Annotated in this window: 17 protein-coding genes, 1 tRNA gene and 1 other RNA gene; 14 read left to right on the top strand and 5 right to left on the bottom strand. The window is 63.2% G+C overall.

The genetic code is table 11. The features are described from left to right. Window position 1: 1 nt before the first annotated feature. The 8 genes from ACK3R5_RS04880 to ACK3R5_RS04845 all read left to right on the top strand — a co-directional run bounded on the left by ACK3R5_RS04880 (window position 2) and on the right by ACK3R5_RS04845 (window position 8,685). Window positions 2-2,188, top strand: a complete 2,187-nt coding sequence (locus ACK3R5_RS04880) for a type II secretion system F family protein (RefSeq protein ID WP_411968239.1) — start codon at window positions 2-4, stop codon at window positions 2,186-2,188. 63 nt (window positions 2,189-2,251) lie between these two features. Then, window positions 2,252-2,899 carry a class I SAM-dependent methyltransferase gene (locus ACK3R5_RS04875; protein WP_411962940.1) on the top strand — a complete coding sequence of 216 codons (648 nt, stop codon included), beginning with the start codon at window positions 2,252-2,254 and terminating at the stop codon, window positions 2,897-2,899. Window positions 2,900-3,009: 110 nt separating this feature from the next. Then, entirely contained in the window at window positions 3,010-4,038 is a 1,029-nt protein-coding gene (locus tag ACK3R5_RS04870) for an NAD(P)/FAD-dependent oxidoreductase (RefSeq protein WP_411968238.1), read from the top strand. An 84-nt stretch (window positions 4,039-4,122) separates the two neighbouring features. Further along, complete coding sequence (locus tag ACK3R5_RS04865) at window positions 4,123-5,385, top strand: DUF4382 domain-containing protein (RefSeq protein ID WP_411968237.1); 1,263 nt, start codon at window positions 4,123-4,125, stop codon at window positions 5,383-5,385. A 128-nt stretch (window positions 5,386-5,513) separates the two neighbouring features. Further along, window positions 5,514-5,584, top strand: a tRNA-Gly gene (locus tag ACK3R5_RS04860). 234 nt (window positions 5,585-5,818) lie between these two features. Next, a complete protein-coding gene (locus ACK3R5_RS04855) occupies window positions 5,819-7,342 on the top strand; it encodes a GMC family oxidoreductase (protein ID WP_411968236.1) in 1,524 nt (507 codons plus the stop codon). A gap of 79 nt (window positions 7,343-7,421) precedes the next feature. Then, window positions 7,422-8,192: an SDR family oxidoreductase gene (locus ACK3R5_RS04850; protein WP_411962936.1), complete on the top strand. Its 771-nt coding sequence runs from the start codon at window positions 7,422-7,424 to the stop codon at window positions 8,190-8,192. 205 nt (window positions 8,193-8,397) lie between these two features. Continuing rightward, window positions 8,398-8,685, top strand: a complete 288-nt coding sequence (locus tag ACK3R5_RS04845; protein WP_411968235.1) for a twin-arginine translocase TatA/TatE family subunit — start codon at window positions 8,398-8,400, stop codon at window positions 8,683-8,685. Window positions 8,686-8,854: 169 nt separating this feature from the next. Here ACK3R5_RS04845 and ffs read toward each other — a convergent pair. Together ffs and ACK3R5_RS04835 are read right to left on the bottom strand one after the other, a co-directional pair. Then, an RNA gene (ffs, locus tag ACK3R5_RS04840) (signal recognition particle sRNA) lies at window positions 8,855-9,166 on the bottom strand. Window positions 9,167-9,278: 112 nt separating this feature from the next. Beyond that, complete coding sequence (locus ACK3R5_RS04835; protein ID WP_411962934.1) at window positions 9,279-9,692, bottom strand: hypothetical protein; 414 nt, start codon at window positions 9,690-9,692, stop codon at window positions 9,279-9,281. Window positions 9,693-9,785: 93 nt separating this feature from the next. On the opposite strand from ACK3R5_RS04835, the gene ACK3R5_RS04830 reads away from it, so the two are divergent. The 3 genes from ACK3R5_RS04830 (at window position 9,786) to ACK3R5_RS04820 (ending at window position 11,859) form a co-directional block, all read left to right on the top strand. Beyond that, window positions 9,786-10,937, top strand: coding sequence for a thiolase C-terminal domain-containing protein (locus ACK3R5_RS04830; protein WP_411968234.1), 1,152 nt, complete (start codon window positions 9,786-9,788; stop codon window positions 10,935-10,937). After that, window positions 10,937-11,314 carry an OB-fold domain-containing protein gene (locus ACK3R5_RS04825; protein ID WP_411962932.1) on the top strand — a complete coding sequence of 126 codons (378 nt, stop codon included), beginning with the start codon at window positions 10,937-10,939 and terminating at the stop codon, window positions 11,312-11,314. Before ACK3R5_RS04830 ends, ACK3R5_RS04825 begins: the two co-directional genes overlap by 1 nt. A 77-nt stretch (window positions 11,315-11,391) precedes the next feature. Next, window positions 11,392-11,859, top strand: a complete 468-nt coding sequence (locus ACK3R5_RS04820) for a hypothetical protein (RefSeq protein ID WP_411968232.1) — start codon at window positions 11,392-11,394, stop codon at window positions 11,857-11,859. On the opposite strand, the gene ACK3R5_RS04815 is transcribed toward ACK3R5_RS04820, so the two are convergent. The 3 genes from ACK3R5_RS04815 to ACK3R5_RS04805 all read right to left on the bottom strand — a co-directional run bounded on the left by ACK3R5_RS04815 (window position 11,853) and on the right by ACK3R5_RS04805 (window position 14,557). Beyond that, window positions 11,853-12,587, bottom strand: coding sequence for a hypothetical protein (locus ACK3R5_RS04815; protein ID WP_411968231.1), 735 nt, complete (start codon window positions 12,585-12,587; stop codon window positions 11,853-11,855). The genes ACK3R5_RS04820 and ACK3R5_RS04815 overlap by 7 nt on opposite strands. 52 nt (window positions 12,588-12,639) lie before the next feature. Continuing rightward, complete coding sequence (locus ACK3R5_RS04810) at window positions 12,640-13,728, bottom strand: NADH:flavin oxidoreductase/NADH oxidase (RefSeq protein ID WP_411968230.1); 1,089 nt, start codon at window positions 13,726-13,728, stop codon at window positions 12,640-12,642. A 64-nt stretch (window positions 13,729-13,792) separates the two neighbouring features. After that, entirely contained in the window at window positions 13,793-14,557 is a 765-nt protein-coding gene (locus tag ACK3R5_RS04805) for a carbon-nitrogen hydrolase family protein (protein ID WP_411968229.1), read from the bottom strand. Window positions 14,558-14,681: 124 nt separating this feature from the next. Between ACK3R5_RS04805 and ACK3R5_RS04800 the strand changes: the two genes are divergently transcribed. The 3 genes from ACK3R5_RS04800 (at window position 14,682) to ACK3R5_RS04790 (ending at window position 19,277) form a co-directional block, all read left to right on the top strand. Further along, complete coding sequence (locus ACK3R5_RS04800) at window positions 14,682-15,944, top strand: HEAT repeat domain-containing protein (RefSeq protein ID WP_411962927.1); 1,263 nt, start codon at window positions 14,682-14,684, stop codon at window positions 15,942-15,944. A gap of 309 nt (window positions 15,945-16,253) precedes the next feature. Then, window positions 16,254-17,606: an SMP-30/gluconolactonase/LRE family protein gene (locus ACK3R5_RS04795; protein WP_411968228.1), complete on the top strand. Its 1,353-nt coding sequence runs from the start codon at window positions 16,254-16,256 to the stop codon at window positions 17,604-17,606. A gap of 81 nt (window positions 17,607-17,687) precedes the next feature. Next, window positions 17,688-19,277, top strand: coding sequence for a phospholipase D-like domain-containing protein (locus tag ACK3R5_RS04790; protein ID WP_411968227.1), 1,590 nt, complete (start codon window positions 17,688-17,690; stop codon window positions 19,275-19,277). Window position 19,278: the final 1 nt, after the last annotated feature.

Raw genomic sequence — 19,278 nt, 5'->3', positions numbered from 1 at the left:
CATGGATTTCGGTCTCCATCTACTCCCACTCGTCTTCGCCGTCGTCCTCGTCTCACCCGTACTCCTGTCGCCGGTGAGCAAACGCGCCGACCTCCTCATCTCACGAGTCGCACTCCCTATCTTTGGCTTCTACGTCGCAAACGAGAACCCACGTCGCCGCGAACAGCGCCAGCACCTCAGTGCCGCCCACGTCGGCGTCACCCACCGCGTGTACGCCTCGCGGACGTTACTCATGGCCGGCGTGTTCGGCGTCGCCGGAAGCATCTTCGGCGTCTACCTCGCCGCCGGCGTGCTGGACGTACTCTCCGTCCCGGCGGACACGGTTCGCTCGACGCTCCCGCCAGTGCTCGGGTTTCTCGGCGGACTCTCCAGCATCGCGAACATGACGCTCGGGGAGTTGTTCGTCATCCTCGCCTTCTCGAGTGCGACGATTGGAGCGGTGCTCGCCCTCGGTGTCTACTGGATTCGCTGGCGATATCTCGTCGAGCGCGCGAATACGCGCGCCTCTGAAATCGAGGCGACGCTCCCGCGGACGGTGGCGTTCACGTTCGCACTGTCTCGTTCCGGGATGCCGTTTCCAACTGTGCTCCAGACGCTCGCCCGCAACGAGGCAGTCTACGGTGAGGCGGCCCGCGAAGTGAGTATCGCCGTCCGCGACATGGACGCCTTCGGAACCGACGTCATCACGGCGCTCCAGTCGATGTCGTCGCGGACGCCGAGTCCGAATCTCGAAGAGTTCGCTGCCAACCTCTCGAGCGTCCTCGGGAGTGGCCGTGACCTCTCGTCGTTCCTCCGCGAGCAGTACGACCGGTTTCAGTCGGAAGCGGAGGCCCAGCAACAGCAGTATCTCGACCTCCTCTCGACGCTCGCAGAGGTGTACGTCACCGTCCTCGTCGCCGGCCCGCTGTTTTTCATCACCGTCCTCGTGGTCATCGGCCTCGTACTCGCCGACACGCTCCTCGTCATCCGCCTCGTCGGCTACGTCGGCATCCCGTTGGCCAGTCTCGCCTTCGTCGTCTACATCGACAGTATCACACGTTCGCTCAGGGGAGTCGTCGCCGTCGACGACGACAACGGGGCGGCCAGCGACTCGATTCGGGCACTCGAAGACCGACAGGGGGCGGGAGGGAGCCCCGCAACCGACGGTGGTGAGACGACCGACCGTTGGCAGGTGAGTCGCGAGCGACTCGCCGCGTACGACCGCTTGAGTTGGCTCCGAGCGTGGGCCGACCGGCCATTCGAGATGCTCAGTCGGCGTCCGCTCGCGACGCTCGTCGTCACGATTCCCCTCGGACTCGTCTGGGTGGCACTCCAGTCGTCGCCACCGTCGCTGTCGTCGATTCCCCTTCCGTCGTCGATTCCGTCGATTCCGTCGAGTCTGTTCGTCTCGTCGTCGCCGACGACGGATTCCATCCTCGAAATCGTCGCCGCGATGGACCAACACGTCGTCGAGGCGGCCATCGTCTCACTCGTCGCCGTCTCGCTCGTCTACGAGATTCGCAAGCGACGGGTTCGGGCTATCGAACAGACCATGCCGGACTTTCTGGACCGCCTCGCCAGCGTCAACGAGGCGGGACTCACCATCGTCCAGAGCCTGCGCCGCGTGTCGTCGTCGGACCTCGGCCCACTCGGCGACGAAATCGAACGGACCGTTCGCGACATCGACTGGGGTGCTGACGTACAGACTGCCCTCCACCGGATGGACCGCCGGACGATGAGTCCGATGGTCTCGCGGTCGATTACGCTCATCACCAACGCGATGTCTGCGAGCGGTGACATCGCCCCGGTGCTCCGAATCGCCGCCGACGAGGCACAGGACAGTCGCCGACTCGCGCGTGAACGGAAACAGGAGATGCTGACGTACCTCATCGTCATCTACATCTCGTTTTTCGTCTTCCTCGGCATCGTCGTCGCCCTGACGGTGTCGTTCATCCCCGCCGTCGAGCAGGCGACTGCTGGCACCGCAGTGGGGTCTGGCGGCGTCAGCGGCGTCACCACTGGCACGTTCTCCGGTCTGCAGGACGTCGACACGGCGGCCTACTCGGTCCTGTTCTTCCACCTCTCGGCCATTCAGGGCGTCTGTTCCGGCCTCATCGCGGGACAGTTGGGTGAGGGCGAAGTGGCCGACGGTCTCAAACACGCCACGTTGCTCCTGTTCGTCACGTACGTGCTCTTTTCGTTCATCTGACCCCGTCACCACGGCGCGGCGACGACCCGTGCGGTCTTTGGTGCGGCACCACCACCCACCGGCATGGACGATTCCCGAACCGGGGTCCGGGAGACCTACGACCGTATCGCGTCACACTTCGCGTCCACCCGCGAGTATCCGTGGCCAGAAGTCGAGTCGTTCGTCACCGAGGCGACGGCGGGCGGGCCAGCGACACGCGCCCTCGACCTCGGGTGTGGCAACGGCCGCCACGTCGAACTCCTCTCTGCACACGCCGACGACGTCGTCGGACTCGACGTGAGTCGCGGCCTGCTGGACGAAGCGACGACCAGAGCGGCGGACAGAGGGTTCGACGCACACCTCGTACAGGGAGACGCCTCTCGCCTCCCCTTCGCCGCCGACTCGTTCGACGTCGCAGTCTACGTGGCGACGCTCCACCATCTCACCCCACGCGAAGCACGCGTCGAGAGTCTGAACGAACTCGCTCGCGTCCTCACGTCCGATGGCCGCGCTGTCGTCAGCGCGTGGAGTACGGCACACGACACGTTCGACAGGGAAGACGGATTCGACACGACAGTCGATTGGACGCTCCCCGGTGGCGAGACGGTTCCACGGTTCTACCACATCTACGCGCCCGACGAGTTCGACGCCGACTTAGAAGCGAGTTCGCTCGACGTGGTCGAATCGGAGATATCGAGTGGGAACTGTTACGCCGTCGTCACCGGCGTGTGAGGGCGCCGCCGGTTTGCGGCAGTGGTGTGTGAGACGATGACATTTCGCGGCTGGATACAGTCGCCGCACAGGTGATGTGGGCTTAAGAGCGACCGGACGAATCGACGTGTATGACCAAGACCGACGAACGACAGGAGTACGAGGTGGTCGTCGTAGGTGGCGGCCCCGCAGGACTGCAGACAGCGCTCTACACGACGCGACTGGGTCACGACACGGCACTCGTCGACAGAGGTGGTGGCCGTGCGGCGATGATGCTCGACACGCACAACGTCATCGGCGTCACCGAAGACCAGTCGGGCAACGAGTTCCTCGGGACGGCCCGGACGCAACTCGAGGAGTACGGCACGGATATCTTCCGTGACCTGGTGACCGACGCCGAGCAGTTAGACGACGGGCGTTTCCGCCTCGTCGCCAACGACGGCGAGTTCATCGCAGAGCGCGTCGTTTTCGGTGTTGGCTTCAACGACAAACGCCCCGAACCGCCACTGCCGCGTACTGGAAAAGGACTCCACTACTGTCTCCACTGTGACGCCTACATGTTCGTCGACGAGTCGGTGTACGTCATGGGCCACTCCGACTCTGCGGCCTACGTCGCGATGATTATGCTCAACTTCACCGACGAGGTGGACATCTTGCTCCGCGGCGAGGAACCCTCGTGGTCCGACGAGACGGACGAACTCGTTCGCGCACACCCCGTCGACATCGTCGACAAGGAGATTTCGGGGATGACCAAGCGCGACGACGGGTGGTTGGAGAGCTTCGAGTTCGAAGACGGGTCCGTCCGCGAGTACAAAGGCGGCTTTGCGATGTACGGGTCGGAGTACAACACCACGCTCTTCGACCAACTCGGCGTCGACGTCGACGACGACGGCACCGTCCCGGTGGACGACCACGGGCGAACGAGCGTCGATGGCGTCTTCGCAGTCGGCGACATCACCCCGGGCCACAACCAGATTCCCGTCGCGATGGGGAAGGGTGCGAAAGCCGGCATCGCCATCCACATGGAACTCCGGGAGTTCCCGAAGAGTCTCGAAACGATTCGCGCCGAAGGCGACGTCTCCGCCGACGACGTTCCCGGTATCTCACCCGCCCTCCTCGACAAGGCCAAGCAGTTCAACGAGTCACACGCGGACGATTAACCGCGAAATCCGACGAAAATCGGAGTGAATCGGAGGTCAACAAACGTCCACCTCAAGTTCTCGCAGGCAGTATAGTCTGCTACGATGAAACGTACTGGAATTGCGACTGTCCTGGTTGCGCTCCTGGTCGTCTTGGCCGGATGCGCAGGTGGTGCAGGTACACTAACCGAGTCCCCGCAGTCGGGCGGAGCAACTGATTCGTCCTCGTCGAGCAGTGGGAGTGCCGGCGACACTGGCACGGTGAACTTCTACGTGAGCGACGAAGAGAACGCCATCGAGGACTTCGAGAGCCTCAACGTCACCATCGAGCGCGTGACGTTCGTCAGCGCGGACGGCGACGACGACAGCGACGGCGACGGGGTGTCCGATGGCGACGAAGCGGATTCAGACCTCGAGGCGTCGGGGAACACGTCCGCAAACGCGTCGGTGAACGCGACGGCGAACGTCTCGACCAACGCGACTGTCAACGCGACGGCCAACGCGACGACGAACGTGACGGCCAACGCGTCGGCCGAAGGCGAGACTGACGTCGAAGTCGAATCGGAGTCCGACGCCAAGGGCCAGACCACCTACGAAGTCGAGAACGTCACCGTCGACCTGACGGAACTGAAAGGTGACAACGCCTCGCTCGTCGGTGCGTACGACCTTCCGAAAGGGAACTACAACGGCGTCCACGTCGAAGTCTCCAACGTCAGCGGGACGCTCAAGACGGGCGAACAGGTGAACATCAAGCTCCCGAGCAACAAGCTCAAACTCAACTCCGAGTTCGACGTTCAGGAGGGTGGTTCCGTGGACTTCGTCTTCGACATCACCGCGTTCGAGGCGGGCCAGAGTGGGAAGTACATCCTCAAACCCGTCATCAGCGAATCCGGGACGGACGTTCCGATGAAGAAGGTCGGTGACGAGGCAGCGGAAGACGCAGAAGAAGAGAAAGAAGACGCGGAAGAAGAGAAGGAAGACGCGGACGAGAAAGCGGAGTCGGAGGAGTCCGAGTCCGAACAGAAAGCCGAGGAGGCTGAAGAAGCGGCAGACGAGAGTGCCGAACTAAACGTGACCTTCGATGGCAACGTCACGACTGACGAAAACGTGACGCTCACCGTCACCCAGAACGGGTCAGCAGTCGAGAACGCGACAGTCTCCGTCAACGACGAAGTCGTTGGTACCACCGACGCCAACGGAACGCTCGTCGTCGCGGTTCCCGGTGGAAGTGACATGTCTGTGAAAGTCACGCACGGAGACGCCGAGGCAGAGTTCGAGTTCGAACTCGGCGTCGAGGTGACCGAAACAGACGAGGACGACTCGAAGAAGCCCGATAACCCCGGAAAATCGGACAACGACGACGCCTGACCGAAAAGGTAACATCCTTATTGTGGCGTCGAATACGAAGAAGTAGACGCCGTCAACACGAGCACCGGTGTCTCGACTGAGCAGAGCGAAGTCGAGGCTCGGTGCGCGAGTGAACGGTGTGAACGAGCGCACCGGTGGTCTAATGGTAAGACATTGGCCTTCCAAGCCAATTATCTGGGTTCGATTCCCAGCCGGTGCATCTTTCTTTCGACCCAACCCCGCGAGCGACTTCCACTTCGCACTGTTCGCGTGAGTTCCACCAATGCGCACTCAGTCCAGTCATCTACGACGCATTCAGTAGAGCCATCTATCGCCCGACGTCCTCCTCGCGATACTCGGTTCCGACGTGGCGTGGCCGAAGGGTGCGACTAAACATAATGAATGTTTGTACACTATTTTATGTGTCTGCCAGTGGTACAATTGCCCGTTACAAATGTTAACATTTGACTACATCGTGGTGGGTGCAGGGTCGGCAGGTTGTGCGGTTGCACACCGGCTATCGGAGGACCCGGAAACTGACGTCCTCCTGCTCGAGGCTGGTGCCCCCGACGAGGACCACCGAGAGTCGATATACACGCCGGTAATGTTCCCAACGCTGTTCAAATCCGATGCCGACTGGGAGTATTACACCGAACCACAGGCCGAACTGGACGACCGCAGACTCTACCACCCGAGGGGTAAGACCCTCGGCGGAACGAGTTCGATGAACGCCCAAATATACAACCGAGGGAATCCGTGGGATTACGACAACTGGGCAGCACTGGGCAACGATGGGTGGTCGTTCGACGAGATGCTCGACGTGTTCAAACGGGCCGAACATTTCGAAGGGACTGGCCAAGACGAGTTTCACGGAACCGATGGGCCGCTAAACGTCGCCGACCTCGAAGACCCACATCCGAGTTCGGAGACGTTCATCGAAGCGGCGGCGGAGTGTGGACTCGAACACAACCCTGATTTCAACGGCGAGACGCAGGTCGGTGCCGGACTGTACCACGTCACCCAGCGCGATGGTGAGCGCTTCAGTAGTGCAGCGGCGTACATCAAACCGGCACTCGACCGAGAGAACCTCACTGTCGAGACGAAAGCACTCGTGACTGAGATTCGCTTCGACGGCACTCGCGCTGTCGGCGTCACGTACACGCAAGACGGCGAAGAACACACGGCGGATGCGACCGAAGAAATCGTCGTCTCTGGCGGAGCGTACAACTCCCCGCAACTACTGATGCTCTCCGGGGTTGGACCCGCGACCCACCTCGAAGAACACGATATCGACGTCGTCGTCGACCTTCCCGGCGTGGGGCAGAATCTCCAAGACCACCTGTTTACCTTCGTCGTCTACGACCGGACCGACGACCAACCGCCTGCCCCGTCGTCGAACATCGGTGAAGCGGGCGGGTACCTCTACGTCGACGACGACGAACCGGCACCGGACCTCCAATTCCATTACTGCCCAGTGTACTACATGGACCACGGATTCGCGAATCCGGAGGGCCTTGGCTACTCGATTGGGTCGACGCAGGTTCGACCGGAGAGCGTTGGATTCGTCGAACTCGCGTCTTCCGACCCGACCGACCCTCCAACCATCGACCCAGAGTATCTCACCGCAGAACCGGACCTCGCGGTCCTCAGAGAAGGAATCAAACGCGCCCGTGAAATCGCACACGCCGATGCGTTCGCGGACATTCGTGGCGAGGAACGATGGCCGGGCGAAGACGTCCAGACCGACGAAGAAATCGAAGAACACGTCCGGAGGACGGCCCACACGATTTACCACCCCGTCGGAACGTGCAAGATGGGAACCGACGAAATGGCCGTCGTCGACCCGCAACTCCGGGTCCGAGGTGTCGAAGGATTGCGTGTCGCAGACGCCTCGATAATGCCGAAGATAACGAGCGGGAACACCAATGCACCGTCGATTGCAATCGGCGAGAAAGCCGCAGAACTGATTCGAGGGTAGTACCGCCACCGACGACCCACCTCGCACGGCGACTACAGTTAACTCAGATTACACCAATTGGTAGTGTGGTGGAAGACACATGACATTACTCGAAGACCACGTCGCGGTGGTAACTGGTGGCAGTTCGGGAATCGGCCGGGGAATCGCACTCGCGTTCGCAGAACACGGCGCAGACGTCGTCGTCTGTGACATCCGTGAGGACCCGAAAGAAGATGGTCGGCCGACACACGAGAAAATCGAAGCAGACACCGACTCGTCGGCGACGTTCGTCGAACTCGACGTGACGGACGTCGACGCGTTCGAGACGGCGATGGACGCCGCCGACGAGTTCGGCGGTGTCGACATCATGGTCAACAACGCCGGTATCTGGCGGCCAGAAGAGTTCCTCGACGTCTCCGAAGACGACTTCCAGCAGATGATGGACATCAACCTGAAGGGCGTCTACTTCGGTTCACAGGCGGCGGCCAACCGGATGGTAGCGAACGGCGGGGGGAGCATCATCAACATCTCCAGTATCAACGGCATCTACGGGAACGGTGGTTACCCGACGTACTCCGCGTCGAAGGGGGCGGTCCGAACGCTCTCGTACTCGTTGGCACATGGCCTCGGCGGACAGGGGATTCGCGTCAACGCGATTCACCCCGGAGCCATCAACACGAAAATCGGCCCCGAAGACGCCGAAGCGACCAGCGAAGAGCAGATGGAGCAGTTGAAAGCGATGATTCCACTCGGGCGACAGGGCGAACCGGACGACGTCGCAGGCGTCGCCGTCTTCCTCGCCAGTGACCTCGGGAAGTACGTCACCGGCGAGTCCATCGTCGTCGACGGTGGGTGGACCTCCTGGCGCTGACGTCGCCGAACGACAGTCCTCCCGACGGGTCGCCCAGCGAGCGATTTTTCCGGCAGTCGCCGTGAGCACACTGACAGTGGGTCGGATAGGTCTCGTATCGAAAACAGCCCCGGTGTAGTGACCTTGGTCGGGCGATTACGAACTATTGTGACGAGTTCGACACAGACCGTCTCTCTTATCTTCCCCCCGAACGTAAGCGAACGTAATGATAAACTCCATTCCACTGTTCCCCGGCCTGCCGGGTGGACCAGAACTGCTTATCGTCCTGCTCATCATCGTCCTCCTCTTCGGGGCGAACAAGCTCCCGCAACTCGCTCGCTCGTCTGGGCAGGCGATGGGTGAGTTCCGACGTGGACGGCAGGAAATCGAAGAGGAACTGCAGAAGGGCGTCGAAGGAGAAGAGAGCGAAGAGTCGTCGGCGTCTGAGACGTCTGCTGACGACGACGAAGAGGAATCGGAGTCCGTCGAAGCGGAAGCAGAAAAAGAGAACTAAGCTTTTCGTGGGGAACCCCCACCACAGAATCTTCACGCTCGGTGAGTGACGACTCTCTCCTGCGTCCACTCGACAGACGAACCCACCGACGCTGTCGCTCGGTAGTGTTCGACTTCGACTTCAACTGCGTCCGAGAGCACCCGCTCACCGTTCAGAATGAGGTATGAATGGGTGGACAGCGAGGTTGCCCGGCGTTCCGACGTGGGGAATCTCGGTTGCCTCCTCCACCCCGCGATCCCTCGAGCGACGCACGTCCGATGGTCCGCTGCTCGCTCCCGCGCCTGGCGGGGTACCACCGATGAACCGTGCCAACCCTTCCCTGCGGAAGGGGTACACGGAACCGCTGTCCCCGAGGGACGAGGTTTCTACGTTGGCTTCCGAGGCCCGCGCCGGTCTGACCGGACGCGCCCGTTTTTGGTCCCCGCTGAAGACCTATTTCGCGGGTAGAGAGCAGGGCCTAACTGCCCGACCTAGTCCACTCACTTCTAATCTACCGACTCTTAAGGGCCTTTCGACTCGCGGAGCGAGAAATCGCGGGACACCGCCGAGGTAATTCGACCCGTCTGAGCGCGTGATTGTCTGCCGTTCCCGACTTAGACGACGCTTCTGGCGTACCCCGCCGCCCCGACGAACGTGAGTGCGGCGGCACCGACGACGCTCCAGCGGTGGTAACTCAGCCACGAGTACTGCTCGGGGAAACTGAACAGCACGTTCGGGTCGATAGCGGTGGACCATATCACCGAGATGCTCAGCATCGAAAGCGACAACACGAAGGCGAGACCGGAAGCAACCGCCGGGTCGGTCCGTTCCTGCCGTCCGGAGAGAAAGACGATGACTTCGAGGAGTGCGAGCATCCCGACGATAGAGATGCCGAACGGCCCAGACGCGTAGTACGCGGCCATCTCTCCGGAACCGGGTTCGACGACGACGGCAGGGACCGCAACGGCAATCGCGAGTAAGAGCGACCCGACGAGTCCGACCGTCGGGGCGAGGCGTTCGGTGTCCATGCGGACACGTTCGAAAGACCGACTGATAAACGGTTTGAGACGTGGCCACGAGGGAGTGACCGGATTTAAATCGCACTGTGCCGACGTGCGCATATGGACCGCGTAGCGATTATCGGTGCATCGATGACCCAGTTCGGGCAACGCGATGCGTGGATTCGTGAGTTGCTCGCCGAGGCGGGCCAGAGCGCACTCGCGGACGCCGGCGTCTCACCCGACGAAGTCGAGCACCTCTACGTCTCGAACATGGCCAGCGGCGAGTTCGAGGGCCAGACTGGCGTGCCGAACGCCTTGGCCCACGACCTCGCGGCGATGCCCGCGTACACCGCCCGAATCGACCAGACGTCCTCGTCCGGCGGCGCAGGCGTCTACGCCGCGTGGCAGTCAGTTGCCTCCGGTGTATCCGACATGACGATGCTCGTCGGCGGCGAGAAGATGACCCATCGAACGACGGCGGAGGCGACGGACGTCATCGCCTCGTTGACCCACCCGGTCGAGTACAAACACGGCGTGACGCTCCCCTCGTTTGCGGGACTCACCGCACGACTCTACCTCGATACCTACGACGCACCGCGCGAGTCGCTGGGGAAAGTCGCCGTCAAGAACCACAAGAACGGCGTCGACAACCCACACGCCCAGTTCCAGAAGGAAGTGGACCTCGACACCGTCCTCGACTCGCCCATCGTCGCCGACCCGCTTCGCCTCTACGACTTCTGTCCCATCACGGACGGGTCTGCGGCACTCGTCTTCTGTCCCGAATCGGTCGCACGGGAGTACACCGACGACTACGCCGTCATCTCCGGTATCGGTGGCGCGACGGACACCCACGTCGTCCACGAGCGTGCGGACCCGACCACCATGGGCGGCGTCGTCAACTCCTCGGAAATCGCCTACGAGATGGCCAACCTCGAACCCGACGACGTGGACGTGGCGGAACTCCACGACATGTTCACCATCCTCGAATTCCTCCAGTCCGAGGACCTCGGATTCTTCGAGAAAGGAGAGGGCTGGAAGGCCGTCGAAGAGGGCGTCACCGACCGTGACGGCGAGTTGCCCATCAACACCTCCGGCGGCCTGAAGTCGAAGGGCCACCCCCTCGGTGCGTCCGGCGTCGCACAGGTGTACGAAATCTACAAACAACTCGTCGGTGACGCAGGCAAGCGACAGGTCGACGCCGACGTTGGCCTCGCGTGCAACGTCGGCGGGTTCGGCAACTGCGTGACCACGACCATCATGGAGTCCCGATAATGTCCGACGACAACCCCCCGATGGAAGCGTACCGCTACCCCGACGGGAGCATCACGTATCCCGGCCATCCGGTCGGACCCGACGGCGAAGAACCGGTCGGCACCGTCGACCTGAGTGACTACACCGCGACGGTCCTGACGTGGACCACCTCGACGGCGACGCCGCCGGGCGTCCGCGCACCCAACACGCTCGCCATCGTCGAGTTCGACGTGGACGGCGAACCCGTGCGCGCCATCGGACAGGTCACCGACGAAGACGAAGTCGACATCGGCGACGACGTCGAACCCGTCTACTGCGAGGAACTCCGCGAACCCGGCGCTGGTATCCGTGAACCGGCCAGTCAGGACTGGGACGGCTACCGGTTGAGACCGGTCTGAGCGACCCTCACACCACGTTTCGGTACGGCTCTCCGCCCGGGGAGAATGTTGATATTTCTACACGTTCTACGTCTCGTATGAACCGAACCCAGCAGGTTACCTTCGCCCGCGACGCGGTAGTCGCCACCGCGGTATTAGCCGGACTGTACCTCCTCGGGTACGGCATCCAGTTCCAACCCCTCCAGATTCCGACCTACCTCCTCATCGTCGGATTCGACCTGATAGAAGTCACATTTGGCTCTGCTGGGGCCAACTACGACGTGCTGTTCGCCGCGTACCTCCTCGGACTCGGTGTCCTCAGCGCGGCAGTCGCACACGCTGTTCGGGCGGTGTCGCGCAAGACAGACCTCCCGCAGTGGCGACTCGGCGCGGCGGGCGCGCTCGCTATCGTTGGGACTATCTCGCTCCTGTTCGCGGTGAGCGTCCTCGTCTCGACGATGCAGACGACGCCCGTACTCGTGACCGGTGCCGCCGGAATCGCACTGCTGGCGCTCGCTGGGTGGCTCTCCGGTCTCTACAGAATCGAATTCGGCGCGCCTCAGTAGTCGCTCGGTTCGTCCTCGTCGTCCTCGTCGTCGCCCTTCACTTCGCGTTTTATCGACTCCAGTTCGGCATCGACGTCCACCTGCGGTGAGTCGTCGCTCTCACCGCCGTCACCGAGGTCAGACCCTTCTTCGGTCACGTCGATTCTGACCGGTTCGGTGTCGCGCACCCGAGATTCCCGTCTGTTCGAACGTTGTCGCCATCCCGACTCGAACCGAGTTTCGTCGTCGCGCCAGCGGCGTTCACGAGAACCGCGTTCGCGCTCCGCTTCGCTGATTCGCGCGTCGAGTTCGTCCGCGAGCGACCGGGCGTGTACCATGATGTCTCGGGCGTCGGAGTTCGACGGGAGGTCCGCCTCAGAGAGCGCCCGCCGAAGTTCGTCGAGTGCGCGTTCGACACCCGTGACTGCGGTCCGTGGGACGCCACGGAGTTGGTCTTCGGTCCCTCTGCGGGCGTCCTCCATCGCCCGTCCGGGGTCCGACAGGCGGATGAGACGGCGAAGCAGTTCGAGCGACGCGATGGTCGCTTCGAGGACGGCGATGATGGTCGGAAGCGTGTACGACTCGGTAAAGCGCATCACCTCACCGAACGTCGGCGGGCGCGGGGTTCGGAACCGGTCGCGAACCTCTCGGTCACGTTCTTCCCGGAGTTCGGTCCCGAGTTCCTCGAGTGTCTCCCCGAGTTCGTCCAACACGCCGAGGATGTCTTCGTCCCGTCGTCGGTCGCTCATACGTCACTGTTGGGCCGCATCGGGGATAAGCCTTCGAGGGGGAGAGTGGTCGTTACCGACGAGGGACGGCGCGTCGGTACTGCGGCGGCCACTCGGCGTCCGCGTCGAGTTCCTGTGCGGCGTGGAGCGCGAAGTAGGGGTCCCGGAGGTGTTCGCGCCCGACGATAGCGAGGTCCGCGCGGCCGTTTCGAACGATTTCGTCGGCGTGTCGTGCCGTTCGAATCCCGCCGACAGCGCCGACCCGAAGGCCAGTCTCCTCGCGGATGAGCTCGGCGTACGGGACCTGATAGCCGGGACCTGTGTTCGGAAGCTGCTGGTCGGGGTGGAGGCCGCCTGCGCTCACGTCGATAAGGTCGGCACCGAGTTCGCCGAGGGCCGCAGAGAGACGGACCGATTGGTCGAGGTCCCACGACTCCCGGTCGTCTAACCAGTCAGTCGCCGAGATGCGGACGAACACGGGTTTGTCGTCGGGCCACACGTCGCGGACCGCTTCGGTGGCCTCGCGCACGATGCGCGTGCGGTTCTCGAACGACCCCCCGTACTCGTCGTCGCGGTGGTTGGTGACGGGCGAGAGAAACTCGTGGAGGAGGTAGCCGTGGGCCGCGTGGACCTCTGCGATTTCGAACCCGGCGTCGAGGGCGCGTTCGGCGGCGACGCGGAACTCCTCGACGACGTCGCCGACTTCCTCTGTCGAGAGTTCGTGGAGTTCGGGCGCGTCGCCCTCGTAGGGCCACGGCACGTCGCTCGGTGCGACGGGATTCCAGCCACCCTCGTCGGGGAACACCGGTTCGCTCCCGTCCCACGGCCGCGACTTGCTTCCTTTCCGCCCCGCGTGTGCGAGTTGAATCGCGGGGACGCTGTCCATCGACTTCACGAACGTCGTGGTTCGTTCGAGCGCTTCGGCGTGTTCGTCGCTCCAGATGCCCAGGTCGTTCGGCGAGATGCGGCCCTCGGGAGAGACGGCCGTCGCTTCGGTCATCACGATACTCGCACCACCGACCGCTCGACTCCCGAGGTGGACGAGGTGCCAGTCGTTCGCGAGGCCATCGGTCGAAGAGTACTGGCACATCGGCGAGACCATGATACGGTTCGAGAGCTCCGTCCCCCGGAGCGAGAGTGAACTAAAGAGCGAGTCAGTCATTGTTCGTGATAAGACGGCGACGACAAAACCCCACTCGATTCCGGAGATGCAGACCGGTTTTCGATTACTCGACCGACCCGACGAACTCGCGTTGTTCGTCGAGGACGTCCCTGTCGAGCGTCCACACGAGGTCACGTTCGTCTCGGTTCAGTGCCGCGGCGACGACGCCGTCGGGTCTGACGACGAGTGAGCGGCCGGCGTACTCGGTTTCGGCAGCACCCGGGACGGTCCCACCGCCGGTTCGGCCCGCGCCGACCAGCCATCGAACGCCGTCGAGCGCGCGGGCGCGACAGAGCAACCGCCAGTTCTCCGAGTGGGCGGCGGGCCACGCGCCGACGACGAACAGCGCGTCGATGCGTTCGTCGGTCAGGGCCGCGCTGTCGCCGACGAAGTTCAGGTCGTAGCAGGTGAGCAGACCGGTCTTCCCCGCCGGCGTGTCGACGACGACGAGTTCCTCGCCGGGCGTGACGACAGACGCTTCGTCACCCCAGAGGTGCCGCTTTCGGTAGACGTCGGTGGTCCCGTCGGGCCGGACGTACGCGGCGGCGTTGTAGAGCGCGTCGCCGTCGCGTTCGAGATAGCCGGCGAGGACATCGAACTCGTTGTCGGCGGCAACCGAGGTGAGAAACTCAGTCGCGTGGTCGCGCGTCACCGCGCCGCTGTACGCGCGGGAGTCCGCGACGAACCCCGTCAGCGCGTACTCGGGAAAGATGGCGATATCGACAGCTTCGGGCAACGACGCCGCCCGGTCACGGATGGCGGCTTCGTTCGCTTCGCTGTCGAGGTCCGAGAGGGATAACTGTGGAACTGCGACGGTGGGGCCAGTCACGACCCTACAGACGACGCCCTGTGGAAAAAATACTCGCAATCGAGGCAATCTTTCGACTCGGCTCGACACCGACGGGCGAAGCGAAGGGAAACGCTCTTTTTACAGACGAACGCAGTTCCGGCATATGAGTGACGGGGACGACGATACGACGGAACTCTCGCCCGAGAGCCTCGACGAACGCCTCGGCGAGGCACAGGAGGCGCTCGAAGCGGCCGAAACCGAAGCCGACCTCGACGAGGTCGAAGCGACGCTCGACGAGATAGACGCGGACATCGAGGCCGCAGACCTGCCAGAACCCGACGACGAAGACGAGGACGACCCTGCCGAGGAACTCACCTCGAAGCTGTCCGACCTTCGCGACGAACTCGAATCCCAGCGTGGCCCCTACGGGGAAGACGCTATCGAGACCCTCGAAGAAGCGAAGGCCACCATCACGGACACGCGCTGGACCGAACAGGGTGACGGCGAAATCGTCGCGGCAGTCGAAGCGTTCGCAGACGACTTCAACGGCGTCCTCGACGCCGGCGTCTCTGTCGACGGCGAAGAAGAGACCGACCTGACCGCCGCCATCGACGACGCTATCTCGGCCATCGAGTCGGCCGCGCTCGACGCCGACGACGACGCAGAGACCATCGCGGACCTCATCGAGGTTACCGACGGCCTCACCGACGGCCTCGACGACGCACAGGAATGGGACGACCTCGAGACGCGCGAGAAGCTCCAGGCACAAGGCTTCTACGACGTGCTCGGCCACTACAAGGACTACCCGCCGGAGCTCTCCGCGCTCAAAGAACACGAGAAGCGCGGCAACGTCGAGATGATTGCGCTCGCCTTCGAGAGCTTCCAGTCTGGCTTCATGGAGGAGTACTGCATCGAGGCGTTCACGCGCATGAACGACCCCGCTGCGTACGACGCAGTCCAACCGCAGGCGAAGCGCCGCAACAAGGGCGCAATCAAGGCAATCGGCAAGATGGGTGCTGAAGAGGGTGTCGAGATGCTCATCGACTACGCCGACACCGACAGCGACCCGGCGCTGCAGAAAGTCGTGTTCAAGGCACTCGGCGAAATCGGCTCCGAAGAAGCCACCCAACCGCTCGCGAACAAACTCGTCACCGAAAACGAGAACGTTCGCTCCGCCGCCGCACGCGCACTGGGCCTCCTCGGCGACACTCGCGCCGTCGAACCGCTCACGGACGTCGTCGCCGACGACGACGTCGACTCCGTCCGAGCGAGCGCCGCGTGGGCACTCCGCCAGATTGGCACCGAGACGGCACTCGAAGCGGCCGCCGAATACGTCGACGACCGGTCGTACCTCGTCCAGCGCGAGGCCGAACTCGCCGCCGAGTCGCTCGGCGACGGGAAGTCCGAACCCGAAGCGACGGTCTGAACACGCGGGTCCGTCACCCCCGCGTACTCTCGTTCGACCGACTGTTTCGACTACCGACGACTCCCTAGCGTGGGCGTTCGATTAACGCCGACGTAACAGAGGACGTCCGTTCCTGTGTTCGTCCTGCTGACAGTGTGGATTAACATATCGATAAGGAAGATATCAGTATTCCACCCTTACCACTCGACCAGTCCGTCTGCTTTATTTCAGATATAACAAACCAACAAGGAATTGTAGGACTCCCTGAACACCCCTCGGAGCGTCACGTGACGACTCCGAACTGGGTGGCACATGATGGTGCTAACAGACATGAGAACAGAGCTATCGCGGAGAGCGGCACTGAAGTCACTCGGCGCAACCGGAGTAGTACTCGCTGGCGGGGCGACAATAATATCGGCACAGTCAGACGAAGCGTCGAGTGACGTCGGCGAACTGGAACTCGTCTACGAGTTCGAGCCCCCTGAAGGTTCACCGCAGGAGCCGCCGTTCGGTCAACTTCCGGAGAACGTCGCGGCCTCACCGTGGGGTGCCAAGTACGTGAGCGTCCCGACGCAGGCACAAATCTGGAAGTTCGGGTCTGACGACGAACCTGTCGACCCACCGTTCGTCCAGTTCGACTCGACAGAAGAGTTCCTCGTCGGGCCGACAGGCCTCGAATACGACCCGAACGGGAGGTTGTACTCGGCGTTCGTGAGTGACCTGTCGAGTTCGGAGGACGCCGAGACGAACGGCGTGTACGAAATCGACGACGACGGCGAGTACGAACTCTACGCAGAGATTTCGAGCGGTGTCGAGGACTTTCCGTCGTTCCCCAACGACATCACGCTGCTCGAACACTCGTTGCTCGTCACCGATAGCTTCAGCGGTGTCATCTGGGAAGTCAAAAAAGGGAGGACGGAGGTGTGGGCCGGTGAACTGTGGGACGGTGACCCGGACGACTTCCCGAGCGGTCCGCTCGTCCCACCGGCACCCACCGCCGGCGGCCCGCAGTTCGGCCCGAACGGACTCCAGTTCACAGAGAACAAAGACACCCTCTACGTCGCCAACAGCGGGAAAGGAACTATCGTCGAGATTCCGGTCGATTCGTTCGGAAACCCGGGCGAACCCGAAGTGTTCGTCGACGGACTCGTCGCCCCGGACGGCCTCGCCATGGACGTCGACGAGAACCTCTACGTCGCCGACAACGGGGCCAATCAAATTCTCCGCATCTCGCCCGACGGGGATGTCGAAGTACTCGCCGAAAACGAGATGGAGGGTGGAGCGGAGACGACCACCACGTCTGCAAACGAGACGACGACTACCACGAACGCGACTACGACCGCCAACGAGACGACCACTACCGAAGTGGAGACCACCACTGCGAATGAGACGACGACCGAAGGGGAGACGACGACTACCACGAACGCGACTACCACTGCAAACGAGACCACTACGACCGCAAACGAGACGACCACTGCAGAAGGAGAGACCACCACTGAACCCGCGAGTCAGGAGTCCCCCCCGATTCTCGACCAACCCGCCGACGTGACGTTCGGTGCCGCAGACGGCCAGCGTGAGACGGTGTTCGTCGTCAACCTCGCGTTGACCTCGCAGTTCGAAGAACCGACTCCGAGTCTGATAAAATTCGACGTCGGTATCGAGGGACTCCGGGTCGAACGCTGAGGAGAGACCCGGTCCTCGTGAGTCGCGGCGGACGACGACGCCCGCGAACCTTTTTGTATTATCACGGGACCACCGCCGAGTGTGTTCCATCGGGTCGCCCTCGCCGTTCTCCTCGTCGCCGCCGTCGCACCCGCCCCGATAGCGACTGCCACCGACACGCCAACGCCCACGGCAACCACCAGCGACGCCCCCGACGCCCGCATCGTCGCCGCCTTCCCGGACCCGACGACGCCCGACGACAGCGGTGAGTTCGTCGTCGTTCGCGCACCGGAAGGCGCACGTCTCACCCTCGACGACGGCGAACAACGCGTCTCGTTCGTCGCGCCCGGCGGGCCAGTCGCCGTCAGCGCGACGCCCGACGCCACCGCGAATCTCACCGACTACCCCGTCGTCTCACCCGGCCTCGCCCTCTCGAACAGTGGCGAAACGGTCACGCTCAGTGTCGACGGCGGTGTCACCGACCGACTCGTCTACGAACGCAGTCGAGAGGGCCAGCGTCTCGAACGACGCGACGGCAGGTGGACGTGGTGGCCGCGGGCCCTTCCGCGCCGACCCGTCACCACCCACGGGTCCGCGAACGCGACACTGTTCGTCCTTCCGGACTCTCCTCCCGTCCCGCTGGAGACGCTCCGGAGTGCCGACGAGCGACTGCTCGTCGCTGGCTACGTCGTCTCGTCACCGCGCGTCGCCGACGAACTCGTGGCGGCACACGAACGAGGCGTCCGCGTCGAAGTACTCGTCGACGACGCACCAGTCGGCGGGTTTCCACGGGCCTCTGCACGCATCCTCGATAGACTCGTCGCCGCCGGCGTCACCGTCCGCGTCGTCGGCGACCCACACTCGTTTCACCACGCGAAGTACGCCGTCAGCGACGATGAGGCGCTCGTCACCACGGAAAACTGGAAACCGGCCGGAACCGGTGGGAAGAAGAGTCGCGGGTGGGGCCTCGTCGTCTCCTCGCCTGCCGTCGCGTCGGACCTCGCGAGGACGTTCGTCGACGACGCAGGACTGCCTGCGACCAAATCGTGGGAGTCGTACCGAATCGGTCGGGAGTTCGTCGTCACCGAGAGCGCGAACGGGTCGTACCCCTCCCGTGTCGCCCCACTGACGCTCCACGCCGACGGGTTCTCGGTCATCCGCGCCCCGGACAACGCTCGACGGGCAGTCGTCACCCGACTCGACACTGCAGAGCGTCGAATCGACGTGATACAACCCAGTGTCGAGGCCGAGGGGCAGTTCGTCCTCGCACTAAAACGGGCGGCGAGACGAGGCGTCCGCGTCCGCCTCCTCCTCGGGAGCGCGTGGTACGTCGAAGACGAGAACCGCGAACTGGCCGACCGGTTGAACCGATGGGCCGACAGCACCGGACATCCACTGTCGGTTCGACTCGCCCGTCCTGCCGGTCGTTACGGGGCGGTTCACGCGAAGGGAGTCGTCGCGGACGATACTGTCGTCGTCGGCAGTCTCAACTGGAATTCGCATTCGGCCACACAGAACCGAGAACTCTCCGTCGCCATCGCGGACCCGGCGGCAGCGGCGTACTACCGACAGGTGTTCGAACGCGACTGGGACGCGAGCAACCGCGGGGTCCGACCGACACTCGTCGGTGCGGCGGCACTCGCAGTCTTCGTCGGACTGGCGGCGCTCAGACGGGTGGAGTTCGAAAGATGAA

It is taken from the genome of Haloferax sp. YSSS75 (genome assembly GCF_046764215.1).
GTDB lineage: Archaea > Halobacteriota > Halobacteria > Halobacteriales > Haloferacaceae > Haloferax.
This window is presented reverse-complemented; position numbering and strand designations above follow the sequence as displayed.

What these genes read in the sequence shown, in the direction of transcription:
- ACK3R5_RS04880 (WP_411968239.1), top strand. Translation starts at nt 2, where the DNA reads ATGGATTTCGGTCTCCATCTACTCCCACTCGTCTTCGCCGTCGTCCTC.
- ACK3R5_RS04875 (WP_411962940.1), top strand. Translation starts at nt 2,252, where the DNA reads ATGGACGATTCCCGAACCGGGGTCCGGGAGACCTACGACCGTATCGCG.
- ACK3R5_RS04870 (WP_411968238.1), top strand. Translation starts at nt 3,010, where the DNA reads ATGACCAAGACCGACGAACGACAGGAGTACGAGGTGGTCGTCGTAGGT.
- ACK3R5_RS04865 (WP_411968237.1), top strand. Translation starts at nt 4,123, where the DNA reads ATGAAACGTACTGGAATTGCGACTGTCCTGGTTGCGCTCCTGGTCGTC.
- ACK3R5_RS04855 (WP_411968236.1), top strand. Translation starts at nt 5,819, where the DNA reads ATGTTAACATTTGACTACATCGTGGTGGGTGCAGGGTCGGCAGGTTGT.
- ACK3R5_RS04850 (WP_411962936.1), top strand. Translation starts at nt 7,422, where the DNA reads ATGACATTACTCGAAGACCACGTCGCGGTGGTAACTGGTGGCAGTTCG.
- ACK3R5_RS04845 (WP_411968235.1), top strand. Translation starts at nt 8,398, where the DNA reads ATGATAAACTCCATTCCACTGTTCCCCGGCCTGCCGGGTGGACCAGAA.
- ACK3R5_RS04835 (WP_411962934.1), bottom strand. Translation starts at nt 9,692, where the DNA reads ATGGACACCGAACGCCTCGCCCCGACGGTCGGACTCGTCGGGTCGCTC.
- ACK3R5_RS04830 (WP_411968234.1), top strand. Translation starts at nt 9,786, where the DNA reads ATGGACCGCGTAGCGATTATCGGTGCATCGATGACCCAGTTCGGGCAA.
- ACK3R5_RS04825 (WP_411962932.1), top strand. Translation starts at nt 10,937, where the DNA reads ATGTCCGACGACAACCCCCCGATGGAAGCGTACCGCTACCCCGACGGG.
- ACK3R5_RS04820 (WP_411968232.1), top strand. Translation starts at nt 11,392, where the DNA reads ATGAACCGAACCCAGCAGGTTACCTTCGCCCGCGACGCGGTAGTCGCC.
- ACK3R5_RS04815 (WP_411968231.1), bottom strand. Translation starts at nt 12,587, where the DNA reads ATGAGCGACCGACGACGGGACGAAGACATCCTCGGCGTGTTGGACGAA.
- ACK3R5_RS04810 (WP_411968230.1), bottom strand. Translation starts at nt 13,728, where the DNA reads ATGACTGACTCGCTCTTTAGTTCACTCTCGCTCCGGGGGACGGAGCTC.
- ACK3R5_RS04800 (WP_411962927.1), top strand. Translation starts at nt 14,682, where the DNA reads ATGAGTGACGGGGACGACGATACGACGGAACTCTCGCCCGAGAGCCTC.
- ACK3R5_RS04795 (WP_411968228.1), top strand. Translation starts at nt 16,254, where the DNA reads ATGAGAACAGAGCTATCGCGGAGAGCGGCACTGAAGTCACTCGGCGCA.